Source organism: Inquilinus sp. CAU 1745 (assembly GCF_039839375.1).
Classification (GTDB): Bacteria; Pseudomonadota; Alphaproteobacteria; order DSM-16000; family Inquilinaceae; genus JBDOQU01.
This window is the reverse complement of record NZ_JBDOQU010000021.1, coordinates 1-22722: the sequence shown is the minus strand read 5'-3', so window position 1 is coordinate 22722 and position 22722 is coordinate 1. Positions and strand designations below refer to the sequence as shown.

The 22722-nt window shown below is 67.4% G+C and carries 23 protein-coding genes, 1 tRNA gene and 1 pseudogene; 17 read left to right on the top strand and 8 right to left on the bottom strand.

Translation table 11 applies throughout. The features are described from left to right. The first annotated feature begins 23 nt into the window (after positions 1–23). The 6 genes and pseudogenes from AAFN89_RS19330 to AAFN89_RS19305 all read left to right on the top strand — a co-directional run bounded on the left by AAFN89_RS19330 (position 24) and on the right by AAFN89_RS19305 (position 6760). The gene (locus tag AAFN89_RS19330) at positions 24–1313 is read left to right on the top strand and encodes an FAD-binding oxidoreductase (protein WP_347540858.1); all 1290 of its coding nucleotides are present in this window, start codon (positions 24–26) and stop codon (positions 1311–1313) included. Between the two features lie 310 nt (positions 1314–1623). Further along, positions 1624–2148, top strand: coding sequence for a DNA-binding protein (locus AAFN89_RS19325; RefSeq protein ID WP_347540857.1), 525 nt, complete (start codon positions 1624–1626; stop codon positions 2146–2148). 20 nt (positions 2149–2168) lie between these two features. Continuing rightward, positions 2169–2309: pseudogene (locus AAFN89_RS19320) on the top strand (FAD-dependent oxidoreductase); the annotation flags it as partial. A 499-nt stretch (positions 2310–2808) separates the two neighbouring features. Continuing rightward, positions 2809–4356, top strand: coding sequence for a BCCT family transporter (locus AAFN89_RS19315; RefSeq protein WP_347540856.1), 1548 nt, complete (start codon positions 2809–2811; stop codon positions 4354–4356). Between the two features lie 12 nt (positions 4357–4368). Next, positions 4369–6264 carry a glycine betaine ABC transporter substrate-binding protein gene (locus tag AAFN89_RS19310; protein ID WP_347540855.1) on the top strand — a complete coding sequence of 632 codons (1896 nt, stop codon included), beginning with the start codon at positions 4369–4371 and terminating at the stop codon, positions 6262–6264. 46 nt (positions 6265–6310) lie between these two features. Then, entirely contained in the window at positions 6311–6760 is a 450-nt protein-coding gene (locus tag AAFN89_RS19305; RefSeq protein ID WP_347540854.1) for a universal stress protein, read from the top strand. Positions 6761–6925: 165 nt separating this feature from the next. Here AAFN89_RS19305 and AAFN89_RS19300 read toward each other — a convergent pair whose 3' ends face one another. After that, the gene (locus AAFN89_RS19300; protein ID WP_347540853.1) at positions 6926–7111 is read right to left on the bottom strand and encodes a hypothetical protein; all 186 of its coding nucleotides are present in this window, start codon (positions 7109–7111) and stop codon (positions 6926–6928) included. Between the two features lie 129 nt (positions 7112–7240). Further along, the gene (locus AAFN89_RS19295; protein ID WP_347540852.1) at positions 7241–8584 is read right to left on the bottom strand and encodes an aspartate aminotransferase family protein; all 1344 of its coding nucleotides are present in this window, start codon (positions 8582–8584) and stop codon (positions 7241–7243) included. 342 nt (positions 8585–8926) lie between these two features. On the opposite strand from AAFN89_RS19295, the gene AAFN89_RS19290 reads away from it, so the two are divergent. From AAFN89_RS19290 to ggt, 3 genes are all read left to right on the top strand, one after another. Next, the gene (locus AAFN89_RS19290; RefSeq protein WP_347540851.1) at positions 8927–9502 is read left to right on the top strand and encodes a cupin domain-containing protein; all 576 of its coding nucleotides are present in this window, start codon (positions 8927–8929) and stop codon (positions 9500–9502) included. 4 nt (positions 9503–9506) lie between these two features. Continuing rightward, positions 9507–10259: a glycerophosphodiester phosphodiesterase gene (locus AAFN89_RS19285; protein WP_347540850.1), complete on the top strand. Its 753-nt coding sequence runs from the start codon at positions 9507–9509 to the stop codon at positions 10257–10259. Positions 10260–10338: 79 nt separating this feature from the next. Further along, the gene (gene ggt, locus AAFN89_RS19280; protein ID WP_347540849.1) at positions 10339–12120 is read left to right on the top strand and encodes a gamma-glutamyltransferase; all 1782 of its coding nucleotides are present in this window, start codon (positions 10339–10341) and stop codon (positions 12118–12120) included. Between the two features lie 4 nt (positions 12121–12124). Here ggt and AAFN89_RS19275 read toward each other — a convergent pair whose 3' ends face one another. Then, the gene (locus tag AAFN89_RS19275; RefSeq protein ID WP_347540848.1) at positions 12125–13198 is read right to left on the bottom strand and encodes a citrate synthase; all 1074 of its coding nucleotides are present in this window, start codon (positions 13196–13198) and stop codon (positions 12125–12127) included. 218 nt (positions 13199–13416) lie between these two features. Here AAFN89_RS19275 and AAFN89_RS19270 point away from each other — a divergent pair, with 218 nt between their 5' ends. Together AAFN89_RS19270 and AAFN89_RS19265 are read left to right on the top strand one after the other, a co-directional pair. Continuing rightward, a complete protein-coding gene (locus AAFN89_RS19270; protein ID WP_347540847.1) occupies positions 13417–14604 on the top strand; it encodes a citrate/2-methylcitrate synthase in 1188 nt (395 codons plus the stop codon). 78 nt (positions 14605–14682) lie between these two features. Beyond that, positions 14683–14937, top strand: a complete 255-nt coding sequence (locus AAFN89_RS19265) for a DUF6356 family protein (protein WP_347540846.1) — start codon at positions 14683–14685, stop codon at positions 14935–14937. Between the two features lie 172 nt (positions 14938–15109). Here AAFN89_RS19265 and AAFN89_RS19260 read toward each other — a convergent pair whose 3' ends face one another. Genes AAFN89_RS19260 through AAFN89_RS19245 form a run of 4 tightly spaced genes read right to left on the bottom strand, consistent with a single transcriptional unit; the run spans position 15110 to position 17220 of the window. After that, entirely contained in the window at positions 15110–15346 is a 237-nt protein-coding gene (locus tag AAFN89_RS19260) for a hypothetical protein (protein ID WP_347540845.1), read from the bottom strand. 57 nt (positions 15347–15403) lie between these two features. After that, positions 15404–16246: a S49 family peptidase gene (locus AAFN89_RS19255; RefSeq protein ID WP_347540844.1), complete on the bottom strand. Its 843-nt coding sequence runs from the start codon at positions 16244–16246 to the stop codon at positions 15404–15406. Positions 16247–16277: 31 nt separating this feature from the next. Continuing rightward, entirely contained in the window at positions 16278–17009 is a 732-nt protein-coding gene (locus tag AAFN89_RS19250) for a methyltransferase (RefSeq protein WP_347540843.1), read from the bottom strand. Then, a complete protein-coding gene (locus AAFN89_RS19245) occupies positions 17002–17220 on the bottom strand; it encodes a DUF2007 domain-containing protein (protein ID WP_347540842.1) in 219 nt (72 codons plus the stop codon). The genes AAFN89_RS19250 and AAFN89_RS19245 overlap by 8 nt, the downstream gene beginning before the upstream one ends. Positions 17221–17415: 195 nt before the next feature. Here AAFN89_RS19245 and AAFN89_RS19240 point away from each other — a divergent pair, with 195 nt between their 5' ends. The 6 genes from AAFN89_RS19240 to AAFN89_RS19215 all read left to right on the top strand — a co-directional run bounded on the left by AAFN89_RS19240 (position 17416) and on the right by AAFN89_RS19215 (position 21929). Continuing rightward, the gene (locus AAFN89_RS19240; protein ID WP_347540841.1) at positions 17416–18417 is read left to right on the top strand and encodes a polyprenyl synthetase family protein; all 1002 of its coding nucleotides are present in this window, start codon (positions 17416–17418) and stop codon (positions 18415–18417) included. Positions 18418–18522: 105 nt separating this feature from the next. Further along, a tRNA-Pro gene (locus tag AAFN89_RS19235) sits at positions 18523–18599 on the top strand. 368 nt (positions 18600–18967) lie between these two features. Then, a complete protein-coding gene (locus tag AAFN89_RS19230) occupies positions 18968–20035 on the top strand; it encodes a porin (RefSeq protein WP_347540840.1) in 1068 nt (355 codons plus the stop codon). A gap of 133 nt (positions 20036–20168) precedes the next feature. Beyond that, positions 20169–20774 carry a hypothetical protein gene (locus AAFN89_RS19225; protein WP_347540839.1) on the top strand — a complete coding sequence of 202 codons (606 nt, stop codon included), beginning with the start codon at positions 20169–20171 and terminating at the stop codon, positions 20772–20774. A 7-nt stretch (positions 20775–20781) separates the two neighbouring features. Beyond that, positions 20782–21660, top strand: coding sequence for a phosphotransferase (locus AAFN89_RS19220; RefSeq protein ID WP_347540838.1), 879 nt, complete (start codon positions 20782–20784; stop codon positions 21658–21660). Positions 21661–21740: 80 nt separating this feature from the next. Continuing rightward, on the top strand, positions 21741–21929 hold the full coding sequence (locus AAFN89_RS19215; protein ID WP_347540837.1) for a hypothetical protein: 189 nt from the start codon (positions 21741–21743) through the stop codon (positions 21927–21929). Here AAFN89_RS19215 and AAFN89_RS19210 read toward each other — a convergent pair. Further along, positions 21921–22286 (bottom strand): response regulator, encoded by a 366-nt coding sequence (locus AAFN89_RS19210; protein WP_347540836.1) that lies wholly within the window; start codon positions 22284–22286, stop codon positions 21921–21923. The two genes, AAFN89_RS19215 and AAFN89_RS19210, sit on opposite strands and share 9 nt — an antisense overlap. Between the last annotated feature and the right edge of the window lie 436 nt (positions 22287–22722).

Below are 22722 nucleotides of genomic sequence, written 5' to 3'. Positions count from 1 at the left end.
CACCCCAGCACCCGCGAGACTTCATGCAGCCAGCCGCCCACGCCCCGTCCTGGTACGCCGCCAGCGCCAACCCCCACGCCCCCTTCCCGTCGCTGGAGGGGGACCGGCGGTGCGACGTGCTGGTCGTCGGCGCCGGCTTCACCGGCCTGTCGGCCGCCCTGCACCTGGCGGAGCGGGGCTATGACGTGACGGTGCTGGAGGCCAATCGCGTCGGCTGGGGCGCGTCGGGGCGCAATGGCGGGCAGATCGTGACCGGCTTCAACCGCACGGTCGGCGAGATCGCCGGCTGGGTGGGCCGGGAGGACGCCCGCAAGCTGTGGGACATGAACGAAGAATCCAAGGCCCTTCTGGCGGACCGGGTGGCCCGCCACAACATCGATTGCGACCTGCGCTGGGGCTATGTGCTGGCCGCCATGAAGCGGCGGCACATACTGGATCTGCGCGGCATGCTGGCGGAGATGGAGACGCTGGGCTACGGCCAGGCGCGCTATCTCAATCGCGGCGAGGTCCAGCGGCTGGTCGCCTGCGAGGAGTATGTCGGCGGGCTGCTGGACAGCGGCAGCGGGCAGCTTCACCCGCTGAACTATGCTCTGGGGCTGGCCGAGGCCGCGCGGCAGGCGGGCGCCCACATCTTCGAAGGCGCCAAAGTGACGCGGCTGGAGGACGGCGCAACGCCCACGGCCGTCACCGAGAGGGGCCGCGTCACCGCCGACCACGTCATCCTGGCGGCCAACGCCTATCTGGACCCGATCCATCCGGAGGCCGACCGGCTGGCGCGGTCGAGGATCATGCCGGTCGGCACCTACATGATCGCCACCGAGCCCTTGGGTGAGGAACGGGCGCTGAAGCTGATCCCCGGCGACATGGCGGTCGCGGACATCAATTTCGTGCTGAACTACTATCGGCTGTCACGGGACCGGCGGATGCTGTTCGGCGGCGGTGTGGCCTATTCGGCGATGACCCCGCCGGCGATGGACCGCCGGCTGCACCGGACGATGGCGCGGTTCTTCCCCGATCTGAAGGACGCGCGGATCGACTATTGCTGGGGCGGCAATGTCGCGATCACGATCAACCGGACGCCCCATTTCGGCCGGATCGCGCCCAACATCTATTTCGCGCAAGGCTATTCAGGGCATGGCGTGGCGCTGACCGGGCTGGCGGGCAAGCTGATGGCCGAAGCGGTCGCCGGCACGGCGGAGCGTTTCGACGTCTTCTCCCGAATCCCCCACCAGCCCTTCCCCGGCGGCCGCCTGCTCCGCATGCCCGCCCTGGTGCTGGCGATGAGCTGGTACCGGCTGCGGGATATGTTGTAAGGGTTACGGTTGTCGGTTGACAACCATGGCTGATCGGCCGATATAGGAGAAGCTGCCTTGTCGCGCAGGAAGCACAAGAACAAGGAGATCGAGGCGGCGGTGCGATATGCCGAGGCGGAAGGCTGGAAGGTGGTCGAGGGCCATGGACATGCGTGGGGCATCCTGCGGTGCCCTCGGAACGATGCGGATTGCCGGTGCGGCGAGTTCTGCCTGACATCCGTCTGGAGCACGCCCCGGGTTCCCGAGCATGAAGCGAGAAAGATACGGCGTGCAGTCGAGGGATGCCGGCATGCAAAGGAGCGCCGCTGACATGGCGAAGACATACGAATTCATCCTGAAATTCCGGCTTCCCAGCGAAAGCGGAGACCCGGCGGATTATCTCGACGCCCTTTTCGAAGCCGGTTGCGATGACGCCACTGCCGGCGTCGGCAGGCGCGGGAGCATCGCCCTCGACTTCTCGCGCGACGCCGCTACGGCCGACGACGCCATCCAGTCGGCGCTGGAGGCGGTCGCCGCCGCCATCCCTGGCGCGACGCTGGTCGAGATTGGTCCGGACCTCGTGAATCTCGCCGACATCGCGGACATCGCCGGTTGCTCCCGGCAGAACATCCGGAAGTACGCTTCCGGCGAAATCAGGGGGATGCCCTCCCCCTTTCCCGATCCGGTGTTCACCGGCAATCCCAGCCTATGGCGACTTGCCGAGGTGGCGGCGTGGCTGGAGGCCCATACGGCGCTGCATCCATCCCCATCCGTGCTGGAAATCTCCCCCCTGATTTCCCGGAAAAACCTCGACCTCCAGCGGGATCGGCTCAAGCATATCGAAGCGGCGGAGTGATATTGGGCCGGAGAGACAGGGCCGAAGCGGTCGCCGGCACGGCGGAGCGTTTCGACGTCTTCTCCCGCATCCCCCACCAGCCCTTCCCCGGCGGCCGCCTGCTCCGCATGCCGGCGCTGGTGCTGGCGATGAGCTGGTACCGGCTGCGGGATATGCTGTAGGGCGGAGGGAACGCTGGCGGAGAGCTATCACCGTCATGCCGGACCCCGATCCGACATCCATGCGGCGGCGAAGGAGGCAGGGGACCGCGTCCGTTCTTCTCCGCCGGTGAAGCGGCAACGGCCCATGGATTCCGGCTCGGGGGCCGGAATGACCAACCGGGGAATATCCGCCCCTCTCCCTCATGGTGAGCTTGTCGAACCATGTGGGCCCCGATCCTTCGACAGGCTCAGGACGAGGAGGCATGGTCCTGACAATACAGTAGCCGGCTCCGCCGGAATGACCAACAAAGACAACGCCATGCTGGCCCCCGCGCGCATGGCCTGACAGGCCCATAGGAAATCCGGACTAGATATCCGACTGCGATCATGACACTCTCGCGATAGTTGCCCAGATGTGGGGGAGACACCTCGCAGGATGCGCAACGTCGCCTGCCCGGCTGGTCGAGCCATGGCGTTCCCAGCCCCGGAAACGGATGACGGACGCCAAAAGGGGGGGCACATGCGAGCAGCCAATCCGGTCTTGATCGTCTCGATGGCGCTCTGCGCCGCTATCGGCATCTGGGGTGTGTTCGCGCCGGTGCAGATGTCGAGCGCGGCCCTGGCCTTCACCGGTTACGCGCTCGACAGCCTCGACTGGCTGTTCATGGCGGTCTGCACTCTGTTCCTGGCGCTCAGCGTATTCCTCGCCTTCGGCCCCTATGGACACGTCAAGCTGGGGGCGGACGACGAGGAGCCCGAGTTCGACACCGTTTCGTGGCTCTCCATGCTCTTCGCCGGCGGCATGGGCGGGGGCATCCTGTTCTGGGGCGTGGCGGAGCCCATCTACCATTTCACCTCGCCGCCCGGGCAGGAGGGGCTCACGCCGGAGGCGGCGCGCACCGCCTTCGCCATCACCAACCTGCACTGGGGCCTGCACGCCTGGTCGATCTACGCCGTCTGCGCGCTGGTGATCGGCTATTTCTCCTTCCGCCGCAACGCGCCGACCATGGTGTCCACCCCGATCGCGTACTCGCTCGGGCCGCTGCTCGGCCCGCGCGTCACCCGCGGCGTCTCCTCGGTCGCCGACATCATTGGCGTCCTGGCGGTGGTTTTCGGCATGGCGGGCTCTCTGGCCATGGGCGCGCTGATGACCCGCAGCGGCATGAACGAGGTTTTCGGCACGCCCAACAACAACATGATGAGCATCATCATCCTGGTCGTGATGACGGTCGCCTTCATCATCTCCGCCTGCACGGGCGTCGACAAGGGCATCAAGATCCTGTCCAACACGAACATGGTCATGGCGATCGCGGTCATGCTGTTCGTGATCATCGTCGGGCCGACCACCTTCATCCTCGACGTCTTCATCACCTCCATCGGCGACTATCTCAGCAGTATCGTCCAGTTGTCGTTCCGCATCTTCAGCTTCGACGGCGAATTGCGGGATTGGACCCACGGCTGGACGCTGACCTATCTCATCTGGTGGATCGCCTGGGGACCGTTCGTCGGCATCTTCATCGCCCGGATCAGCCGCGGCCGCACCATCCGCGAATTCTGCCTGGGGGTGATCCTGGTCCCGACGATCTTCTCGATGCTCTGGTTCGCGGTCTTCGGCGGCACCGGGGTCTATATCGAGATGTTCGGCGCGGGCGGATTGTCGGAACTTGTCTTCGAGGATGTCTCGCGGGCACTCTACGGCTTTTTCGGCTATCTGCCGTGGACCCTCGTCCTCAACACCATCATCGTGCTGCTGGTCTTCATCTTCCTAGTCACGGGCGCGGATTCCGGCACCTTCGTGATCGCGATGATGACCAGCGACGGCGACCTGAACCCGTCGACCCGGCAGAAGGTCATGTGGGGCCTCATCATGGCCGCGATCACCGCCGGCACGCTGCTGTCGGGCAGCGTCGAGATAGCCAAGGCGATGGCGATCACCGGCGCGATCCCATACACGTTCATCGTGCTCCTTCAACTCGTGGGCTTCCTGCGCGCGCTCCGTGAGGAACGGCCCGGCGCGCCGAGGGAGGCGGTCACCGCCGCCGCTCCCGCCCGATCCACGGCCGAATGAGGGGAGAGGACGATGCGCGCGATCCACCGCCTTTCGACCCGCGCCCTCTGGCTCGCGCTGCTCCTGCTCGGCGCCGCCGGCTGCGAGGAGCGGATCGACCCGGTCGACATCGGCTCGAAGAACTTCACCGAGAACATGCTGCTCGCCGAAATGATGGCGCAGCTCATCGAGCTTGAAGGCATCGAGGTCGATCGATCGATCCCGCTGGGCAGCACTTTCGCGAACTTCGAGTCGCTGAAGCAGGGCGTCATCGACGTATACCCCGAATATAACGGCACCGGCCTGATTCTGCTCGGCCAGACGCCGATCTCCGACGGGAACGCCGCGACCGCGCGGGTCGAGGAGTTGTACGGCGAACTCGGCCTCGACTGGCTGCCGCGGTTTGGCTTCTCCAACGACTATGTGCTGGCGATGTCGCCGGACCGGGCCGCGGAGCTGGGCGTCGAGACGATCAGCGACCTTGGCGACCTGCCCGAGGTGAGCTTCGTCATCGATGAGGAATTCGCCCAGCGCCCGATCGACGGGCTGGGCGCGCTCGTCCGCCGCTACGGTCTGCGTCAGGGCGAGGTGCTGGCGTTCCCCAACACCGCGGAGGGCAAGGACCAGATCGTACAGGCGCTCATCGAGGGCGAGGCCGACGTAGCCGAGATATTCCGCACCGACGCGCACATCGCCCAATACGACCTCACGGTGCTTGAGGACGATCTCGGCTTCTTCCCCGTCTACGAGGCGGCGCCGCTGGTCCGGCGAGACACCCTTGCGCAGTTCCCAAGGCTCGGAGCGGCGCTGGATCGGCTCGCCGGACAGATTTCGAGCGAGGACATGCGCGAGATGAACGCCGCCGTGGAGTTCGGCGGCGAGACCATTGCGGGGGTCGCCGCCCGCTTCCTCGCGGAGCGCGGTCTTGTGCCGGAGGCGCCGGCCGCCGCCCAGCAGACCTCGAGCCTGATGGTGGCGGCGGAGGCCGGATGGTCGCTCTCGGGTCCGGCGGGCGAGGCGTTGCGCGCCGCGCGAAGCGTCTTCCCGGAACGCTCCGTCGAGATCCTCCAGACTCCCGATCCGGTGGCCGCGGTCGAGAGCGGCGAGGCGCGGCTCGGCGTCGCCGCCGCGGAGGCGTTCTTCGCCGTCGCGGACGGCGAGCCGACGCCCGCGACCAGCGCCGAGGCCCTTGGAGTGCTCGGCTACGAAATCGCCCATGTCGTCACGGGCGCGAACGGCCCGGCCAGCTTCGCCGACGTGCGCACGCTCGCCGTCGGGGCCGCGGATTCCGGCGCCGACCGTTTCGCGCGGATGCTCCTGGCCGGACTTGGCAGGGAGGGCGATGTGGAGCTTGTCGGAGCCGCCCCGGAAGAGCCGGAGGCGGCGCTCGAAGCGCTACGCCAGGGCGAGGCGGAGGCGGCGCTTCTCATGGCGCCCGTGGGCGATGCGGCGATCTCCGGTCTGATGGCGGACGACGAGCTTCGCCTGCTGCCGCTTGGGGCCTGGACCGAGGGCAACGCCGCCATCCGCTTCTCGTTCATGCGGCCGGCGAGGATCCCGGCGGGGACCTATCCGGGACAGGAGGACCCCATCGACACGATCAGCGTCCAGATCGTGCTTGTCGGCCCTTCCAGCAAGCGCGAGGCGATCGGCGCCCAGGGTCCCAACACGGTCGGCGTCGCGCCGACCCAGCCGCTCGCGGCCGCCAGCATCGAAAAGCTCAACGCCGCGCTCGCCTCCGACGAGCTGGTGCACCCGGCGGTGCCGACGGCGCCGGCGCTGCGCGCCGGCCTCGTGGCCGATCCCGACACAGGCATCACCATCGATCCTTGGACGGCGCTGGTGAACCTCCTTGTCCTCGTGCTGATTGGCTACCTCTTCTATCTCCTGGTCGCGAAACCGAGGCAGGAGATCCGGCCGCGGGGATGAATTCCCGCCGGCATCCGCAAGGCGTGTAGGCATGGGAGAGCAAGCCATGGCCAAAGTACTGTTGCCGGTCGATCTCCAGCACGAGAGTTCCTGGACGAAGGCGCTGCCGGTCGCGGTGGCCCAGGCGCGGCTGCTTGACGGCAAGGTCTGGCTGATGACCGTCGTGCCGCATCTGGCGTCGGGACTCGACTGGCGCTACGCCGTGCGCGGCGAGAAGAAAGGGTCGCTCGACTACGACATCAAGGAGATCGTCAAGGAAGCCGAGCACCGCCTGCGCCAGCTCAGGGACGAGCACATTCCCCCGGAATTCGCGGGCGACGTCATCGGCAGGCACGGCACGATCTATCAGGAGATCGTGGAGACGGCCGAGGAACTGCCCGCCGACCTGATCGTGATGACTTCGCACCGCCCGACGCTCAAGGACTACCTGCTCGGCCCCAACGCCGCCCGCGTCGTCCGCCACGCCAAATCATCGGTCCACATTGTTCGCGACTAGACCCGATGCGTGGGCCAGAGCCTCAATCCTCCATCATCGGTGATGCGGTGATATCCCATGGATTCCGGATCAAGTCCGGAATGACCAAAAAGAAAAACTTCGCTCCCGAATGACCGACCTAAAAGGCCGGCGCGCGGGTGCGGCCGGCCTTTGGCGCACGCCCTGTCAGGCGGCGTCCACGGAGACTTTCTTGCCGCCGGAGAGGTGCCATTCCAGCACCAGGTCGGTCGAGATCGCCGTCCGGCCGCAATGGGGACATTCGACGCTGGGGCCGAGGCGAATGAGGTTGAAGGTCCGGTTGCAGTCGCACCGGACGGTGATGTTATGGGAATGCTTGGCTTCGATGCGCATGCGTGCCCTCCTGATATCCCGAAGATTAAGGATGCCGGGCGGCGAAGTCCAAGAACTTTCGCTGTAACGATAATGGGCGACGGCCGGCGGCGGCATTCCCGGGAGGAACGTCGCCGCCGGTTCGAAGGTTCACGCCTGTTCGCGGATCACCGAGCGGATGATGTCCACGATCTGGTCGATCTGGTCCTTGCTGATGATGAGCGGCGGCGACAGCGCCAGGATGTCGCCGGTGGTGCGCGCCATCAGCCCCTTCTCATAGCATTTCAGGAAGATGTCGAAGACCCGCTTGGTCGGCTTGCCGGGGATGGGATCGAACTCGACCGCGCCCACGAGCCCCATATTGCGGATGTCGATGACGTTGGCTTCGCCCTTCAGGCTGTGCAGCGCGTCCTCCCAATGGGAGGCCATCTCCGACGCCCGCTCCAGCAGCCCTTCCTCGATATAGGTGTCCAGCGTGGCGTGGGCGGCCGCACAGGCGAGAGGATGGGCTGAATAGGTATAGCCGTGGAACAGCTCGATCGCTTCCTCCGGCCCTTCCATGAAAGCGTCGTAGATGTGCTTCCGGGCGAAGACAGCGCCCATCGGCACCGCGCCGTTGGTCAGCCCCTTGGCGGTGGTCACGAGATCCGGCTGGACGCCGAAATAATCCACCGCGAACGGCTTGCCCAAGCGGCCGAAGCCGGTGATGACCTCATCGAAGATCAAAAGGATGCCGTGCTTGTCGCAGATGGCGCGCAGCCGCTCCAGATAGCCCTTCGGCGGCAGGATGACGCCGGCCGATCCGGCGAACGGCTCCACGATCACGGCGGCGATGGTGGAGGCGTCGTGCAGGGTGACGATGCGCTCCAGCTCATCGGCCAGATGGGCCCCCCATTGCGGCTGGCCGCGGGTGAAGGCGTTGTGCTCAAGGTCATGGGTGTGGGGCAGATGGTCGACCCCGTTCAGCAGAGAGCCGAAATACATCCGGTTCTTGACCATGCCGCCGACGGAGATGCCGCCGAAGCCGACGCCGTGATAGCCGCGTTCGCGCCCGATCAGGCGGGTCCGCGTGCCCTGGCCGATCGCCCGCTGGTAGGCGATGGCGATCTTCAGCGCCGTGTCGACCGATTCAGAGCCGCTGTTGGTGAAGAAGACATGATCCAGATCGCCCGGCATCATGTTCGCCAGCCGCGCCGCGAGGTCGAAGGCGCGCGGGTGGCCCATCTGGAAGGAAGGCGAATAATCCAGCGCCGCCGCCTGGTCCTGGATCGCCTTGACGATCCGGGGCCGGCCATGGCCGGCATTGACGCACCAGAGGCCGGCGCAGCCATCCAGCACGTCGCGGCCGTCATGGGTGCGGTAATGCATGTCCTTCGCCCCGATCAGGAGGCGCGGATTCTTCTTGAACTGCCGGTTCGCCGTGAACGGCATCCAGAAGGATTCGAGATTGTTCGGAACCGGTTCGGTGGTCGGCATCGCAATGGCGTCGTCCATGAGGCGCTCCCCTGATCGAAGATGGACAGGCTGAAATCCGACCGGCAGACTATCGCGCGTTCGGAATAACGGACAAGCGGAATGGCCCCGCCGGATGAAGAACGTCATTTTCTTGCCGACTAGCGTTCTACCGTTCAGTATTCCGAACGGACTTAACGGGGGGTGCGTGCTGACGGCCTTCCCTTCGGAGTTTCGTCATGCTGGACCTGATCCAGCATCCATGCGGCGTCGATGAAAGCCAGGACCGCGTCTGTCCTTCACCGCCGGCGAAGCGGCGGCGGCCTATGGATTCCGGATCAGGTCCGGAATGACCAGAAAAAGGAATGGTGAGGAAGGTTTCGTATGGCGGGAGAGAGCGGAGAAGCCAATGCCGATGTCGATGTTGGTGCGCGGTTGCGCCGATTGAGGGAGATGGCCGGCTTGTCGCAGCGGGAACTGGCGAAGCGTGCGGGAGTCAGCAACGCCACCATCTCGCTGATCGAGCAGAACCGCGCCAGCCCCTCTGTCGGGTCGCTGAAGAAGGTACTGGACGGCATCCCGGTCAGCCTGTCGGATTTCTTCGCGTTGGAGGAATTGCCGCGGGAGCGGGTGTTCTTCGCCGCCGACGAACTGGTGGAGATCGCCGGCGGCGGCCTGTCCTTCCGGCAGGTGGGGCGCGATCTGGGCGGACGGGCGCTCCAGATCATCCATGAACGCTACGCGCCGGGGGCGGACACCGGCCAGACCCTGCTGCGCCACAATGCGGAGGAAGGCGGCGTCGTGCTGCGCGGCCATGTGGAGGTGACGGCGGGCGACCAGCGCAGCGTGCTGGGACCCGGCGAGGCCTATTACTTCAACAGCCGCCTGCCCCACCGCTTCCGCAATGTCGGCGAGGAGGAAGCCGAGATCGTCTCCGCCTGCACGCCGCCGAGCTTCTGACGCCATGGACATCCACCCCTTCCTGGACCATCCCGGCCCGATCGCCTTCGCCCATCGCGGCGGGGTGGAGGCGGCGCCGGAGAATACGATGGCGGCGTTCCGGGCGGCGATCGGGCTGGGCTACCGCTATCTGGAGACGGACGCGCACGCGACGGCCGACGGCGTGCTGGTCGCCTTCCACGACGACACGCTGGACCGCGTGACCGACGGCAGCGGGCGGATCGGCGATCTGCCCTGGTCGGCGGTGGCGGAGGCTTCGGCGCAGGGGCATCCGATCCCGCTGCTGGAGGAGCTGTTGACGGCATGGCCGGACGTGCGCATCAACATCGATCCGAAGACGGACGCGGCGGCCGCCCTGCTGCCGGCGCTGCTGGAGAGGACCGGAACGATCGATCGGGTCTGCGTCGGTTCCTTCTCCGACGCCCGGCTGGGGCGGCTGCGGCGGGCGATGGGACCCGGCCTCTGCACCTCCATGGGGCCGCTGGCGGTGGCGCGGCTGCGGTTCGAGAGCTGGGGTCTGCCGACGGGCGGCTTCGACGCGCGCTGTGCGCAGGTGTCGGTGAAGGGGTACGGCGTGACGGTGGTCGACCGGCGGTTCGTGGAGACGGCCCATGCGCGCGGACTTCAGGTCCATGTCTGGACGATCGACGAGGAGGCGGAGATGCGCCGGCTTCTCGATCTGGGCGTCGACGGGCTAATGACCGACCGGCCGTCGCTGCTGAAGCGCGTGCTGGTCGAGCGCGGGCAATGGTTCTGACCGCCGTGGCTGTCGGGCACGCGATTACTGTGGAATACTCCTCCCCGTATTAACCAAGAATCGCGACGAGGCGGAGATCATGACGATGCACCGATACCCATCCCTGGCCGCGCTGGGCGGCCTTGCGGCGCTGGCGCTGCTGCCACTGACGGCATTGGCCCAGACCGCGACCGAGACGCAGGCCCTCCAGCCGGAGGAGGCGACCGGGCGAGCGGTGAACGAGGCCGTCCGGGCGGAGACGATGATGGTCGTCGCGGCCAATCCGCTGGCGGCCGAGGCCGGGTTCCAGATGCTGAAGGAAGGCGGCAGCGCGGTCGACGCCATGATCGCCACCCAGCTTGTGTTGAACCTGGTGGAGCCACAGAGCTCCGGCATCGGCGGCGGGGCCTTCCTGGTCTATTACGATTCCGAGAGCGGAGAGACGATCACCTATGACGGCAGGGAGAAGGCGCCGCTGGAGGCCGGCCCCGACCTGTTCCTGAACGATTCGGGCGATCCGCTGTCGTTCTGGGAGGCGGTGGTGGGTGGCCTCTCCGTCGGCACGCCGGGGACTGTCCGGCTGCTGGCCGAGGCCCATGCCGACCACGGGCTGCTGGAATGGTCGCGGCTGTTCCAGCCGGCGATCGAGCTGGCGGAGAACGGGTTCGAGGTCTCGCCCCGGCTGGCCGGCCTCCTGAGCGGTGACACGGCGGAGCGGCTGCGTACCTATCCGAGGGCGCGGGAGTATTTCTTCCCCGGCGGAGAGCCGTTGCAGGTCGGCGACACGCTGCGGAACCCGGCATTCGCGGAGACGCTGCGCGCCATCGCGGAAGGCGGCGCGGCGGCCTTCTATACCGGCCCGATCGCGGAGGACATCGTCGAGACGGTCCGGAACGCCGAGGGCAATCCGGGGCTGATGGCGCTGGAGGATCTGGAGCAGTACGCGGTGGTCGAGCGGCCGCCGGTCTGCGCGCCCTATCGCGGCTACGAGGTCTGCGGCATGGGTCCGCCCTCCTCCGGCGGGCTGACGGTCGGCATTACGCTGGGCATCCTCAACCATTTCGACATGGCCGGATTCGGACCGGACACGGTCGATGGCTGGCATCTGTTCGCGGAGGCGTCGAAGCTGGCCTATGCCGACCGCAACCTCTACATGGCGGACAGCGATTTCGTGCGGATGCCGACGGCAGGGCTCCTGGACCCCGCCTACATGACCGTGCGGGCGCAGCTCGTTTCCTTCGACAGGGCGGCGCAGACGCCGGTGGCGGCCGGCAACCCGCCCTGGACCGACGCCGTGCGCTACGGCCCCGACGCGTCGAACGAGCAGCCGGGCACCAGCCATATCTCCATCGTCGATGCCGGCGGGGACGTGCTGTCCATGACGACGACGATCGAGAGCGGCTTCGGGTCCAACCTGATGGTTCGCGGCTTCCTTTTGAACAACGAGCTGACCGATTTCTCGTTCGAGCCGGTCAATGAGGGCCGGCCGGTGGCGAACCGGGTGGAGCCGGGCAAGCGGCCCCGCAGCTCCATGGCCCCGACGATCGTGTTCGACGAGGCGGGCGAGCCGTTCCTGGCGATCGGCTCCCCGGGCGGCAGCCGGATCATCCCCTATGTCGCCAAGACGATCATCGGCGTGATCGACTGGGACCTGAACGTCCAGGAGGCGATCAACCTCGGCCACGTCACCAACCGCAACGGCGACACGGACCTGGAGGCCGGCACCGAGGCGGAGGATCTCGCCGACCCGCTGCGGGCGCGGGGCCACACGATCAACGTGACCGACCTGACCAGCGGCCTGCACGGCATCCAGTTCATGGAGGACGGGACGCTGTTGGGCGGGGCCGACCCGCGCCGCGAGGGGCTGGCGATCGGAGAGTAGACCCCTACTCCGCCGCCACCCGGACGGCGGGGCCGGTATAGCGGGAGAGCGGGCGCAGGAGGCGCCCGGTCTGCTCCTGCTCCAGCACATGGGCGGTCCAGCCGGCCATGCGGCCCAGCGCGAAGACCGGCGTGAAGAGCGGCCGGGGAATGCCGACCGCCTCCAGCGCCAGGGCGGTGTAGAACTCCACATTGGTCTGGAGGTTGCGGCCGGGCTTCGCCCTTTCCAGCGCGGCGATGGCGGCGGCCTCCACCTTCTCCGCGAAGGCGACGCGCGGGCTCGAGAGCGGCCGGACAACGCCGCGCAGCACGTCGGCGCGAGGATCGCGGACCTTGTAGACCCGATGGCCGAAGCCCATCAGCCGGCGGCCGGCCGCGATCTCCCCCTCGATCCAGCCGGCGATGCTTTCTTCCCCGCCGATTTCGTCCAGCATGTCCAGCACCGGGCCCGGCGCGCCGCCATGGAGCGGCCCCTTCAGCGCGCACAACGCCCCGACGACCGAAGAGAAGAGGCCCGCGCGGGTGGAGGCGATGACCCGCGCGGCGAAGGTCGAGGCGTTCAGCCCATGGTCGGCGACGGTGATGAGGTAGGTCTCCAGCGCCCGCGCATGGTCGGCCGAAGGCGTCCGGTCGTGGAGCATCGCCAAGAAATCCTCCGCCGTGCGCAGGGCCGGGTCGGGCGGCACGGGCGCGTCTCCGGCGGCGATCCGGCCCAGCGCGGCCGCGAAGACCGGCACGGCGGCGACGGCCATCAGATGGTGCGGCGTCTCCTCCGCATCCGGGATGGCGGAGAGCAGCAGGCGCAGACCCTCGACAGGCGTGAGGCGCGAGGCGGCCGGCAACAGCGGTTCGGCCATCGCGAAGGCGACGAGGCGCGCCTGGCCCAGTCTCTCCGCCAGTGCGTCGGACGCGTCGGCTTCGGGCGCGAAGCCCTGCCAGAGAAGCGCCGTCACCTCCTCGAATTCCAGCCGGGCCGCCTCCTCCAGCCGCAGCCCGCGCAAGACCAGTTCTCCCCGCTCGCCGTCGACGTGGCTCAGCACCGTTTCGGCCGCGACGATCCCTTCCAGACCCGTGCTCATTTCCGTCTCCTTGAAGATGGTTCATGAGGGTCAGGTGAGGATGGGAGCATAAGGTTGTCAATGTTGATTGATGTGGTCAATATATCGGGGATGACAGAACCAACCAACTCACCTCACCCTCCCGCTTCGCGGGTCCCTCCCTCTCCCCGGAGGGGCGAGGGTAAGTTGGTAGCCCTCGCCCCTTTGGGGAGAGGGTTGGGTGAGGGGGCGGTTGGTTCGTGACGACTCCCTACATGACTGCTTCGGAGGCGGCGGCGGAGCTGGGGGTCGCGTTGCCGACGCTCTACGCCTATGTCAGCCGGGGCATGATCCGGTCGGAGGCGCGGGCCGGGCGGCGGTCGCGGCTTTACCGGGCGGAGGATGTGCGCACACTGGCGGCGCGGAAGATGGTCAGCCCGGCAGACGGCGCGGCGGGGGATCGCGCGCTGGATTGGGGCGCGCCGCTGCTGGAATCGGCGATCACGCTGATCGCGGACGGCAGGCTTTATTATCGCGGCCGCGACGCTGCCCGGCTGGCGGAGACGGCGAGCCTGGAGACGGTAGCGGGGCTGGTCTGGGAGCGGGCGGAGGACGATCCGTTCGCCGCCCCGCCGCCGGAGGTTCCGGACGGGCTGCCGCCCCTGCCCGGCCTGCGCCCGCTGGACAGGTGCCTGGCGGCGCTGCCGATCGTCGCGGCGACTGATCCCGCCCAGCACAATCTGACGCCGGCGGGCATCGCCGCGACGGGAGCGGGGCTGGTCCGGTGGGTCGCGGCGCTGGCGGTCGACGACGATCCCGACAGGAGGCCCGCCCATCGATACCTCGCCGAAAGCTGGAACGCGCCGCCGGCAGCGGACGAATTGATCCGGGCGGCGTTGGTACTGTGCGTCGACCATGAGCTCAACGCCTCAACCTTCACGGTGCGCTGCGTGGCCTCCACCGGCGCGGGGCCTTATGGGGCCGTCATGGCGGGGCTGGCGGCGCTGCAGGGGCCGCGCCATGGCGGGCTGACGGAGCGGGTGGCGGCAGCGTTGCCGGCGCTTCTGGAAGCCTCGGATCCGACGGCGGTGGTGGCCGACCGGCTGCGTCGGGGCGACGGTCTGCCCGGCTTCGGCCATCCGCTCTATCCGGACGGCGACCCGCGAGCCGAGGCGCTGCTGGCGATGATGCGCCGCGCCCTACCCGACCATCCCGACATCGCGGCCGGGCTGCGCCTCATCAAGGCGGCGAAGGCGGTGGCCGGCCAGCCGCCCACGATCGACTTCGCGCTGGGGCTGCTGGAACGGGCGCTGGGCCTGCCGGCGGGGAGCGCGCTTTCGATCTTCGCGGTCGGCCGGACGGTCGGCTGGATCGGCCATGCGATGGAGCAGTATCGCGATTCCCGCCTGATCCGCCCGCGCGCCCGCTATGTCGGCGCCCATCCGTGACTCCTCCTTCCGCGTCGTTGCGGACGGATCGCGACGGCGTTAGAAGAAGGGCATTCGAACGATCAGGGAGCGTCCCTCATGAGCCACTACCTCACCCGGCACCTGGACAAGGTCGGCGAGAGCTATCTGGAGCACCTTCGCTTCGCCTTCACCTTCGGCGGAAGGATGGTCGCGGGCGGGGTCGGCTGCATCCTCCACGGGCTGATGCCCTGGACGTTCGAGACGACGGGCAGCCGCACCATCAAGCGGCTGAACGCCATCCTGACCACCGGCGCCCGCGGCAACAGCCGCACCGCCGAACACGGCATGCTGGCGGTCGATTACCAGATCTGAGGCGGCGGCCTCAGGAGGAACGGCTCGCCAAAGAGCGTCATGCTGGACTTGATCCAGCATCCATGCGGCGTCGACGGAGGCCGGGACAGCGCCCGTTCCTTCGCCGCCGGTGAAGCGGCAAGGGCCTATGGATTCCGGATCAAGTCCGGAATGACCAATTAGGGGCAGGCGTTCAGTGGACCTGCGGACAGTTGCCCTGGCCGCAGGGGCTGTCGGGGGCGACGTAGGCGCCGCAGGTCTGGCATTTGACCAGATCCTCGGTCGCCAGCCGGCCATCCGCGCGGCCGTTCTTGGCGGCCCGGGCGGCCTTGGCGTCGCCGCGCCCCTGGAAACGTCCCAGCGCCTTGAAGCCGTACCAGACGACGGCAACGACCAGCACGATAAGCGCGATTTTCGACAGGCTGAACATGACTGCCTGTTTAAGGCGCGGCGGGCGGGCAGGCAAGCATGACGGACACGTTGGGCGTCATAGGCCGAAGCGCTGCCAATGCGCCCGTTCCTCCACCGCCGCGATGGCGTCGGCGGCGAACCCCTCCAGGGCGGAGCCGAAATTCAGCCGCCGGCGCAGCCAGCCTTTCGTCTGCGTGACGGCGCGCAGCTTCACCTTCTCGCCGAACTTCTCCCGCAGCACCGGCAGCATATGACCGATGCCATCGATGAGCCCGAATTCCAGCGCCTTGCTACCGGTCCAGAAATCGCCTTCGAACAGCACATCGTCGCCGGCCGTCAGCTTGCCGGCCCGTCGGTCGCGGACATGGTCCTTGAACGCCTCGTGGATGTCGCGCTGGAGGGCGCGCAGCTTCTCCACATCCTCCTCCCGCTCCGGCTTGAACGGGTCGAGGATCACCTTCGAGCTTCCGGCGGTGTAGACCCGGCGCTCCACACCGTGGCGGGCGATCAGTTCGGGAAAGCCGAAGCCGGCCGAGACGACGCCGATCGACCCGACGATCGAGCTTTTGTCCGCATAGACGGCGTCGGCGGCGAGCGCCAGCCAGTAGCCGCCTGAGGCCGCGACATCCTCCACGAAGGCATAGACCGGCTTCTTCTTCTCCGCCGCCAGCTCACGGATGCGGCCGGCGATCAGCGCCGACTGGACAGGCGATCCGCCCGGCGAGTTGATGGCGAGCGCGACGGCCGGGGCATGCTTCATCGAGAACGCCTTCTCGATCGGCCCGGCGAGGGCGGCCAGTGTCAGCCCCTGGCGCAGACCGCCGCCCTGCCCGATCACGCCGGAAAGGCGCAGCACGGGGACGATAGGTGGCTTGGAGCGGAGATTGCGGGGGGAAAGCCGCGACAGGAAAGTAGTCATGACGGATAAAGATAGGCTGCCGGGAGCCGGTTTAAACAGGGAACGGCGCGGCGTCGCGCAGAATGGCCTCTGCTTCCGGGGTAAAACCGCCTTCCGGCCGGTGCAGCGCGAGCCCCGGATGCAGTGATGCCGGAGACCGCGCGCCGCGCCGCGCCCGCACCAGGACCCGCCGGGCCGGCTGCCCTTCCTTCGGCCAGACCGGCAGGATCGCGATCGCTCCGAAGCGCGGAACGAGCGCGGCGCAGACCGCGTCCAACCGGTCGGCCCGATGGATCATGGTGAGCCAGCCCCTCGGCTTCAGCGCCCGTGCCGCGGCCGCGACCCAGCCCGCCAGATCAACCTCCCCCTCCATGTTGGCGGCGGCCTTGGACGCGTCGGGCGCCCGCGTGCCGCGATCCAGGAAGGGCGGGTTGGCCATGGCATGGTCGAACAACTCTGCCGGCGCGGATGCGATGTCGCCCTCTATCACACCCACACGGCCGTCCAGCCCGTTGGCCGCGACGTTGTAGCGGGCGAGGCCGGCCAGCGCCGGTTGTAGCTCCACCCCCGTCAGCAGGCAGCCGGGAATTCGGACGGCAAGGCAGAGGGCGGCCGCCCCGACGCCGCAGCCCATGTCCAGCACCCGGTCGCCCTCCCCCGCCGGGATCGCGGCGGCCAGCAGGACCGGATCGATCGCCGCACGGTAGCCGCCCGCCGGCTGGCGGAGGAGCACCCGTCCGCCCAGCAGCCGGTCCTCTGTCGTCGCCGAACGGCCGTCAGGCATCGGGAAGGCCCTCGCCCGCCTCCTCCAGCACCGTCCGGGCCCGCGCCCAATCCTCCGCCAGCACCATCAGCCGGCGCGGCAGCACGCCCAGCGAGCCTTCGAGGATCGAGGTATGGGTGTCCGCGACCGTCGCCTCGATCCCCGCATCGGCGAGCAGCGCGGTCAGCCAGGACAGGCGAACGGGGTCCGTGGTGCGGAGAAGCTCTTTCATGCGGCTGCTTTCTCGGTTATGGAACCGGCCATCGACATTCGGGGTCCGTACCCCGTAAGGGTCGAAAGGCCGCGCCAGGCCCGCTTGACCCGGATCGGACCGCCCCTATGCTGACTTCCGACGTCGGCAGGCGTCAATCGAGTTGAGCTGGCGAGTTGAAGTGGAGAGCCCGTGACGGTCGTCGCCGGAATGAAGATGGATCAACGCCCGCCGGCGGAAGAAACCGCTCTCGACCGGCTGACGGCGCTTGTGGCCGGGGATCTGGCGACGGTCAACGAGGTGATCCTGGACCGGATGCAGAGCCCGGTGGAGCTGATCCCCCAACTGGCCGGCTACATCGTCGCGTCGGGCGGCAAGAGGCTGCGACCGGTGCTGACGCTGGCCTGCGCCAGGCTGTGCGGCCATGACGGCAGCCGCGCCCCCATGCTGGCCGCCGCCGTGGAGTTCATCCACACCGCCACCCTGCTGCATGACGACGTGGTCGACGAAAGCGACCTCCGACGCGGCCAGGCGTCGGCCAACGAGATATTCGGCAACAAGCCGAGCGTGCTGGTCGGCGATTTCCTGTTCGCGCGGTCCTTCCAGCTCATGGTCCAGGACGGATCGCTGGACGTGCTGCGCATCCTCAGCGAAGCGTCGGCCGTGATTGCCGAGGGCGAGGTGCTGCAGCTCGCCGCCTCCAACGACACCGGGACGACGGAAGCGACCTACCTCCAGGTCATCGAGGCCAAGACGGCCGCCCTGTTCGGGGCCGCCTGTCAGGTCGGCGCGGTGGTCGCCGGCGCGCCGGCGGAATACGAGGAGGCCGTGCGGTCGTTCGGCGTCAAGCTGGGCATGGCCTTCCAGCTCATCGACGACGTGCTGGACTATTCCGCCCTCCAGGCGCGGCTGGGCAAGACCATCGGCGACGATTTCCGCGAGGGCAAGCTGACCCTGCCGGTCGTGCTGGCCTTCTCAGGCGGCGACGAGACGGAACGGACCTTCTGGCGACGGACGCTGGAAGAGCAGGACATCCGCGGCGACGATCTGGACCACGCGATCGCGCTGATGCGCCGCCATGGCGCGCTGGACGCGACCGTGGAGCGGGCCCGGCTCTACGCCGCGCAGGCCCGCGCGGCCCTGGACGGCTTCGCCCCCGGAACGATGCGCGACACCCTTCGCGACGTGGTCGATTTCTGCGTCGATCGGGATTACTGACTTTTCTGAAGCCGGCCGCAATCGCCGGCTTGATGTTGGGCAATCGAGGCGGTATAAGCCCGCCCACGCCGGACGCACGAACAGAGGCGATCCCGCGTATCCGGTCGGAGTGTAGCTCAGCCTGGTAGAGCACTGTCTTCGGGAGGCAGGGGCCGGTGGTTCGAATCCACTCACTCCGACCATACTTTTCCCGGCAATTTTCCATTCATCCTGATGTATGGTTCCACCTGAGGGCGGAGCCATATCGGCGCGCGAGCGCGCATTATCGGCGGTTCGCTTCTTCGCCAGTGACGCTTGTCACTCCCGCCGGCAATCTGCCGATTTCCCGCCGCCGCGTTGCGAGGAAGGCACGATCAGGCGGAGGGTGCGATTTCCCCGCCGCACCGATCATGGAACAAAAAGCCGAGCGTTCACAACGCCTTGCCCATTGGAGCTTCATGCTTCAATGATGCTTCCTGTCGTGGCCACGACGAATTCCCCCTGAAACGGCAGGACCGCTCCCCAAGCGGGCGGCAGTCGTTTTCATTGATCGATTTGGAGAGGACGGAAGATGAAACGCATCCTTCTGGGAAGCGCGGCCATGATGACGACCATGGCCTTTGCCTATCCGGCGCTGGCGCAGGTCGAACTATCGATTTCCGGCAGCACCGATTTCCAGGCCGGCTGGGTCGACGAAGACGGCTCCGGCACCGACGCTGAACGGGATTACGATTTCCGCCAGGAAGGCGTGATCCAGTTCAACGCCGACGGCGTGGCCGACAACGGCCTGGAATATGGCGCGGAAATCGAGTTCGACGACGTCGCGTCCGACGAGGGCGTCGAGGTCGACGAGCAGTGGCTCTACGTCAGCGGCGGGTTCGGTGAGATTCGCCTGGGCGACAAGGACGGCGCCGACGCCAACTTCGCCGTAACCGCCCCGCTGGCCGGTTCCGGCGGCTTCGACGGTGACTATGGCGAGTTCATGCTCGGCAACGCCGGCAGCTACCTGCTGGACACCAACGACGCGCTTGACGATTCCGACGCGACCCGCATTCAGTACTACACGCCCAAGCTGGGCGGCTTCCAGGGCGGCATCAGCTACGCCGCGGCCGACGCGTCCGGCAAGGACGGGGCCGACGACCGTACGGCGGACGGCAGCGACATCGGGAACCTGATCGAGTTGGGCGCCAATTACGGCGTGGCGCTGGGCGGCTTCGACATCGTCGCGGGCGCGGGCTACGTCTTTGGCGAAGGCACGAACGACCTCGATGGAGAGGGCGACCACAACGGCTATCAGGCCGGCGTGAATGTCGGCTTCGGCGGCTTCACCGTCGGCGCGGCCTACGTGCTGATGGACGACCTGACCAGCACCCTGGACGAAGAGCAGACGATCCAGGTCGGCGCGACCTATGAACTGGCCGCGTGGACCGTCGGCGCCACGGCAGCGTTCGACACGCGGGAGTGGGATGCCGGCGGCGAAGCCGACACCGACATCTACACGCTCAACGCCGACTACAAGCTGGCGCCGGGCCTGACCCTCTACTCCGACCTCTCCTTCGTGGACGCCGAGGCGACGCCTGGCGCGGACAATGCGAACGAGGCGACGGTGTTCCTGGTCGGCACCTCCGTCGCGTTCTAAAGCGCGGCTTCGGGCCAAGAAAGACCGGGCGGGAGGGCGGCGCAATCCGCCCTCCCGCATCGCGTCAATAAGGGGAGGAATTGAACAAGGCGCCCGAACGCGCCATCTGCCACCTTATTGGTTGGAGCGAGAGATGTTCGATCAGGAAAGCCGGGAATTTTTCGATCGCGCGGCGGCGTACCGGGATGTCGGGATCGACTCCCTTGGATTTCCGCCGGCGGCACGACCGGCAGTCAGACCAGATAGTCAGCCCCTTTCCCTGAAATATATCGAAACCCCCGACGCCTGGACCCTGAGCCCGCTCAGGACCGGGACCGGATTCATCGACCTTGCGAGGCTTTTCCCGTTCCTGCGGGCGAACCTGACCACCATCGCGGTCGTCCATGATTCATCGGACGAGCGGGCGGTGCTGTTCAAGCGAAGCCGGCTTGCGCCGGAGGACATGCTGCGCCGCCTTCAGAAGAAGGTCGGGCGATCGCTTTCCCTTTCCTACCGCGTCGCCTTCCCGTTCGATTTCATCGCGCGGGGGGTCGAGGCCGGGCTGACCAAGCGGCTGAAGAACAGTGCCGCTGGCGGCGGGACGCCTTTCTGGCGTGGGCCGGACCGTGACGAGGCGCGGGGCCTGCTGCTCGACGAGATCCGGTCTCACGACATCGATCTGAGGCATGGCGGCGACGTGCGGGATTGCGTGCCGGCCTGGGACGAGATGGTCCATTACCATTTGCCGCAGCCGGGATGAGGTTGGGGTGAGGCCGGGGACGCTGGAGGAGTATCGCGCCGCGATCGTCGACGTCTTCCCCGGCCTCCGCCCATCCGGCTTCACGCTTCTTCCGCTGGGCTGGGATTGCGAGGCGGTCGACGTCGACGGCCGGCTGATCTTCAAGTTCCCCCGTGATGAGGAGGCGGCCCAGGCACTGGCCAGGGAAGCCGCCCTTCTGACGGTCATCCGCCCCGCAATCGCCCTGCCCGTCCCGGACATGACGCTCCATGAAGGGCCGCCGATCTTCTCCCGGCACCGCAAGCTGGCTGGCGACCATATCTCGTCGGCGCAGTATGAGGCACTGCCGAAGGAAGCCCGGCGGCTTCTGGCCGCCGATCTGGCGCTGCTCTACGCCGCCCTCCACAATCTCGATTCCGGGAAGATGGCGGACGCCGGAGCGGCCCCGGTGGAGCCCCTTCCGCCGCCGGAAGATATCCTCGGAAAGGCCCGGCCGCTCCTGCCGACCGATCTTCAAGCCTATGCGGACCGCGCAATCTCGGAGTGGGCGGAACTGCCTCCGGACCCCTACGGGACGATCTACGGCTATTTCGACGGCCATGGCTGGAACATGGCATTCGATCACGGCAGGAACCGGCTGAACGGCGTCTATGATTTCGCCGATTCCGGGTTCGGGCCGCTCCACCAGGACTTCATCTACTCGAACTTCATCTCGCCGGATCTGACCGCGCGGATCATCGACGAATACGAGGCGCTGACGTCCCGGAAGCTCGACCGTCGGCGGATCGCGCTGCTTACAGGGGTCCACAGGCTGTCGGAACTGGCATCGCTCGCCGGCGATGCCGATCACGCGGCCATGGCGGCCGGATATGTCGCGGCCTGGGCCGCCCATGCGGCCGCAAGTTGAAGCCGGATGGGGTCGTTACGGTTATGGAAAGGGTTGCACCGGCGGGGCGAAAGGCATACCTCTAGAGGATGCCGATCGCCATGCCGGTCATGCCTCCCCTGCCACAGGTCGCCGTGGTCGCTCCCGCGCCGGCCCTGAAGCAGGCTCGCGCCCCGCAACAGGTGCGGACGGAGACCATGGAGGCGATCGACGCGCCCTACTCCCTTGAGAAGAGCCGGACGCGCAACCGGCGCGACAAGCGCGGGCAGAATCTCGACATACTAGTGTAGCGCGCCGTCGATCGCATTCCGCAACGCGAAGGGATCGAACGGCTTGGCGATGATCGCCGCGATGTCCGACGGCATCTCGCCGCGATCCTCCAGATCATGTTCGGAAAGCTGGCCGCTGATGAAGATGACCGGGAAGTCGTGCTTCCGGCGCAGCAGGCGGACGGTATCGATGCCGTCATCGCCTCCGGCCAGCCGGACATCGGCCAGCACCAGATCCGGCGCGCGATCATGGGCCAACCGCTCCGCATGGGCGGTCCGGGCGGCGCTGCCGATGACGGCGTGCCCCATATCCTTCACCAGATATTCCAGCGCGAGCGCGATTAGCGGATCGTCCTCTATGATGAGAATTGAAGCCATGCGCCCCGCGTGTAACCGTTTTGTCGTGGATCGGAGAACAGGCCGTCCGACAAGGTGGTTCCCGGCGAAGTATCCATTTGGTTAGTACGGGGCCTGTCGAGAGGTGCGGGCACACATGGTTCGACGGGCTCACCATGAGGAAGAGGCGCGCGAACCTTCCCCTTCTGGTCATTCCGGACTTGATCCGGAATCCATGGGCCATCGCCGCTTCACCAGCGGCGAAGGGCCGGGCGCGGTCCCAATCTTCATCAATGCCGCATGGATGCTGGATCAGGTCCCATAGGCGCTAACTTTGGGGCAGTGAGCATCAGAGCCACTGAGCAACCGGAAAGAGGGGTGACAAGTTAGCCCGGAGACATGGGTTACAGGTTTTGTGGTTTGTTCTGTAGCGCATGGGGTCTGGACGGCCGTCCAGACCCCATGCGCATGAATCCTT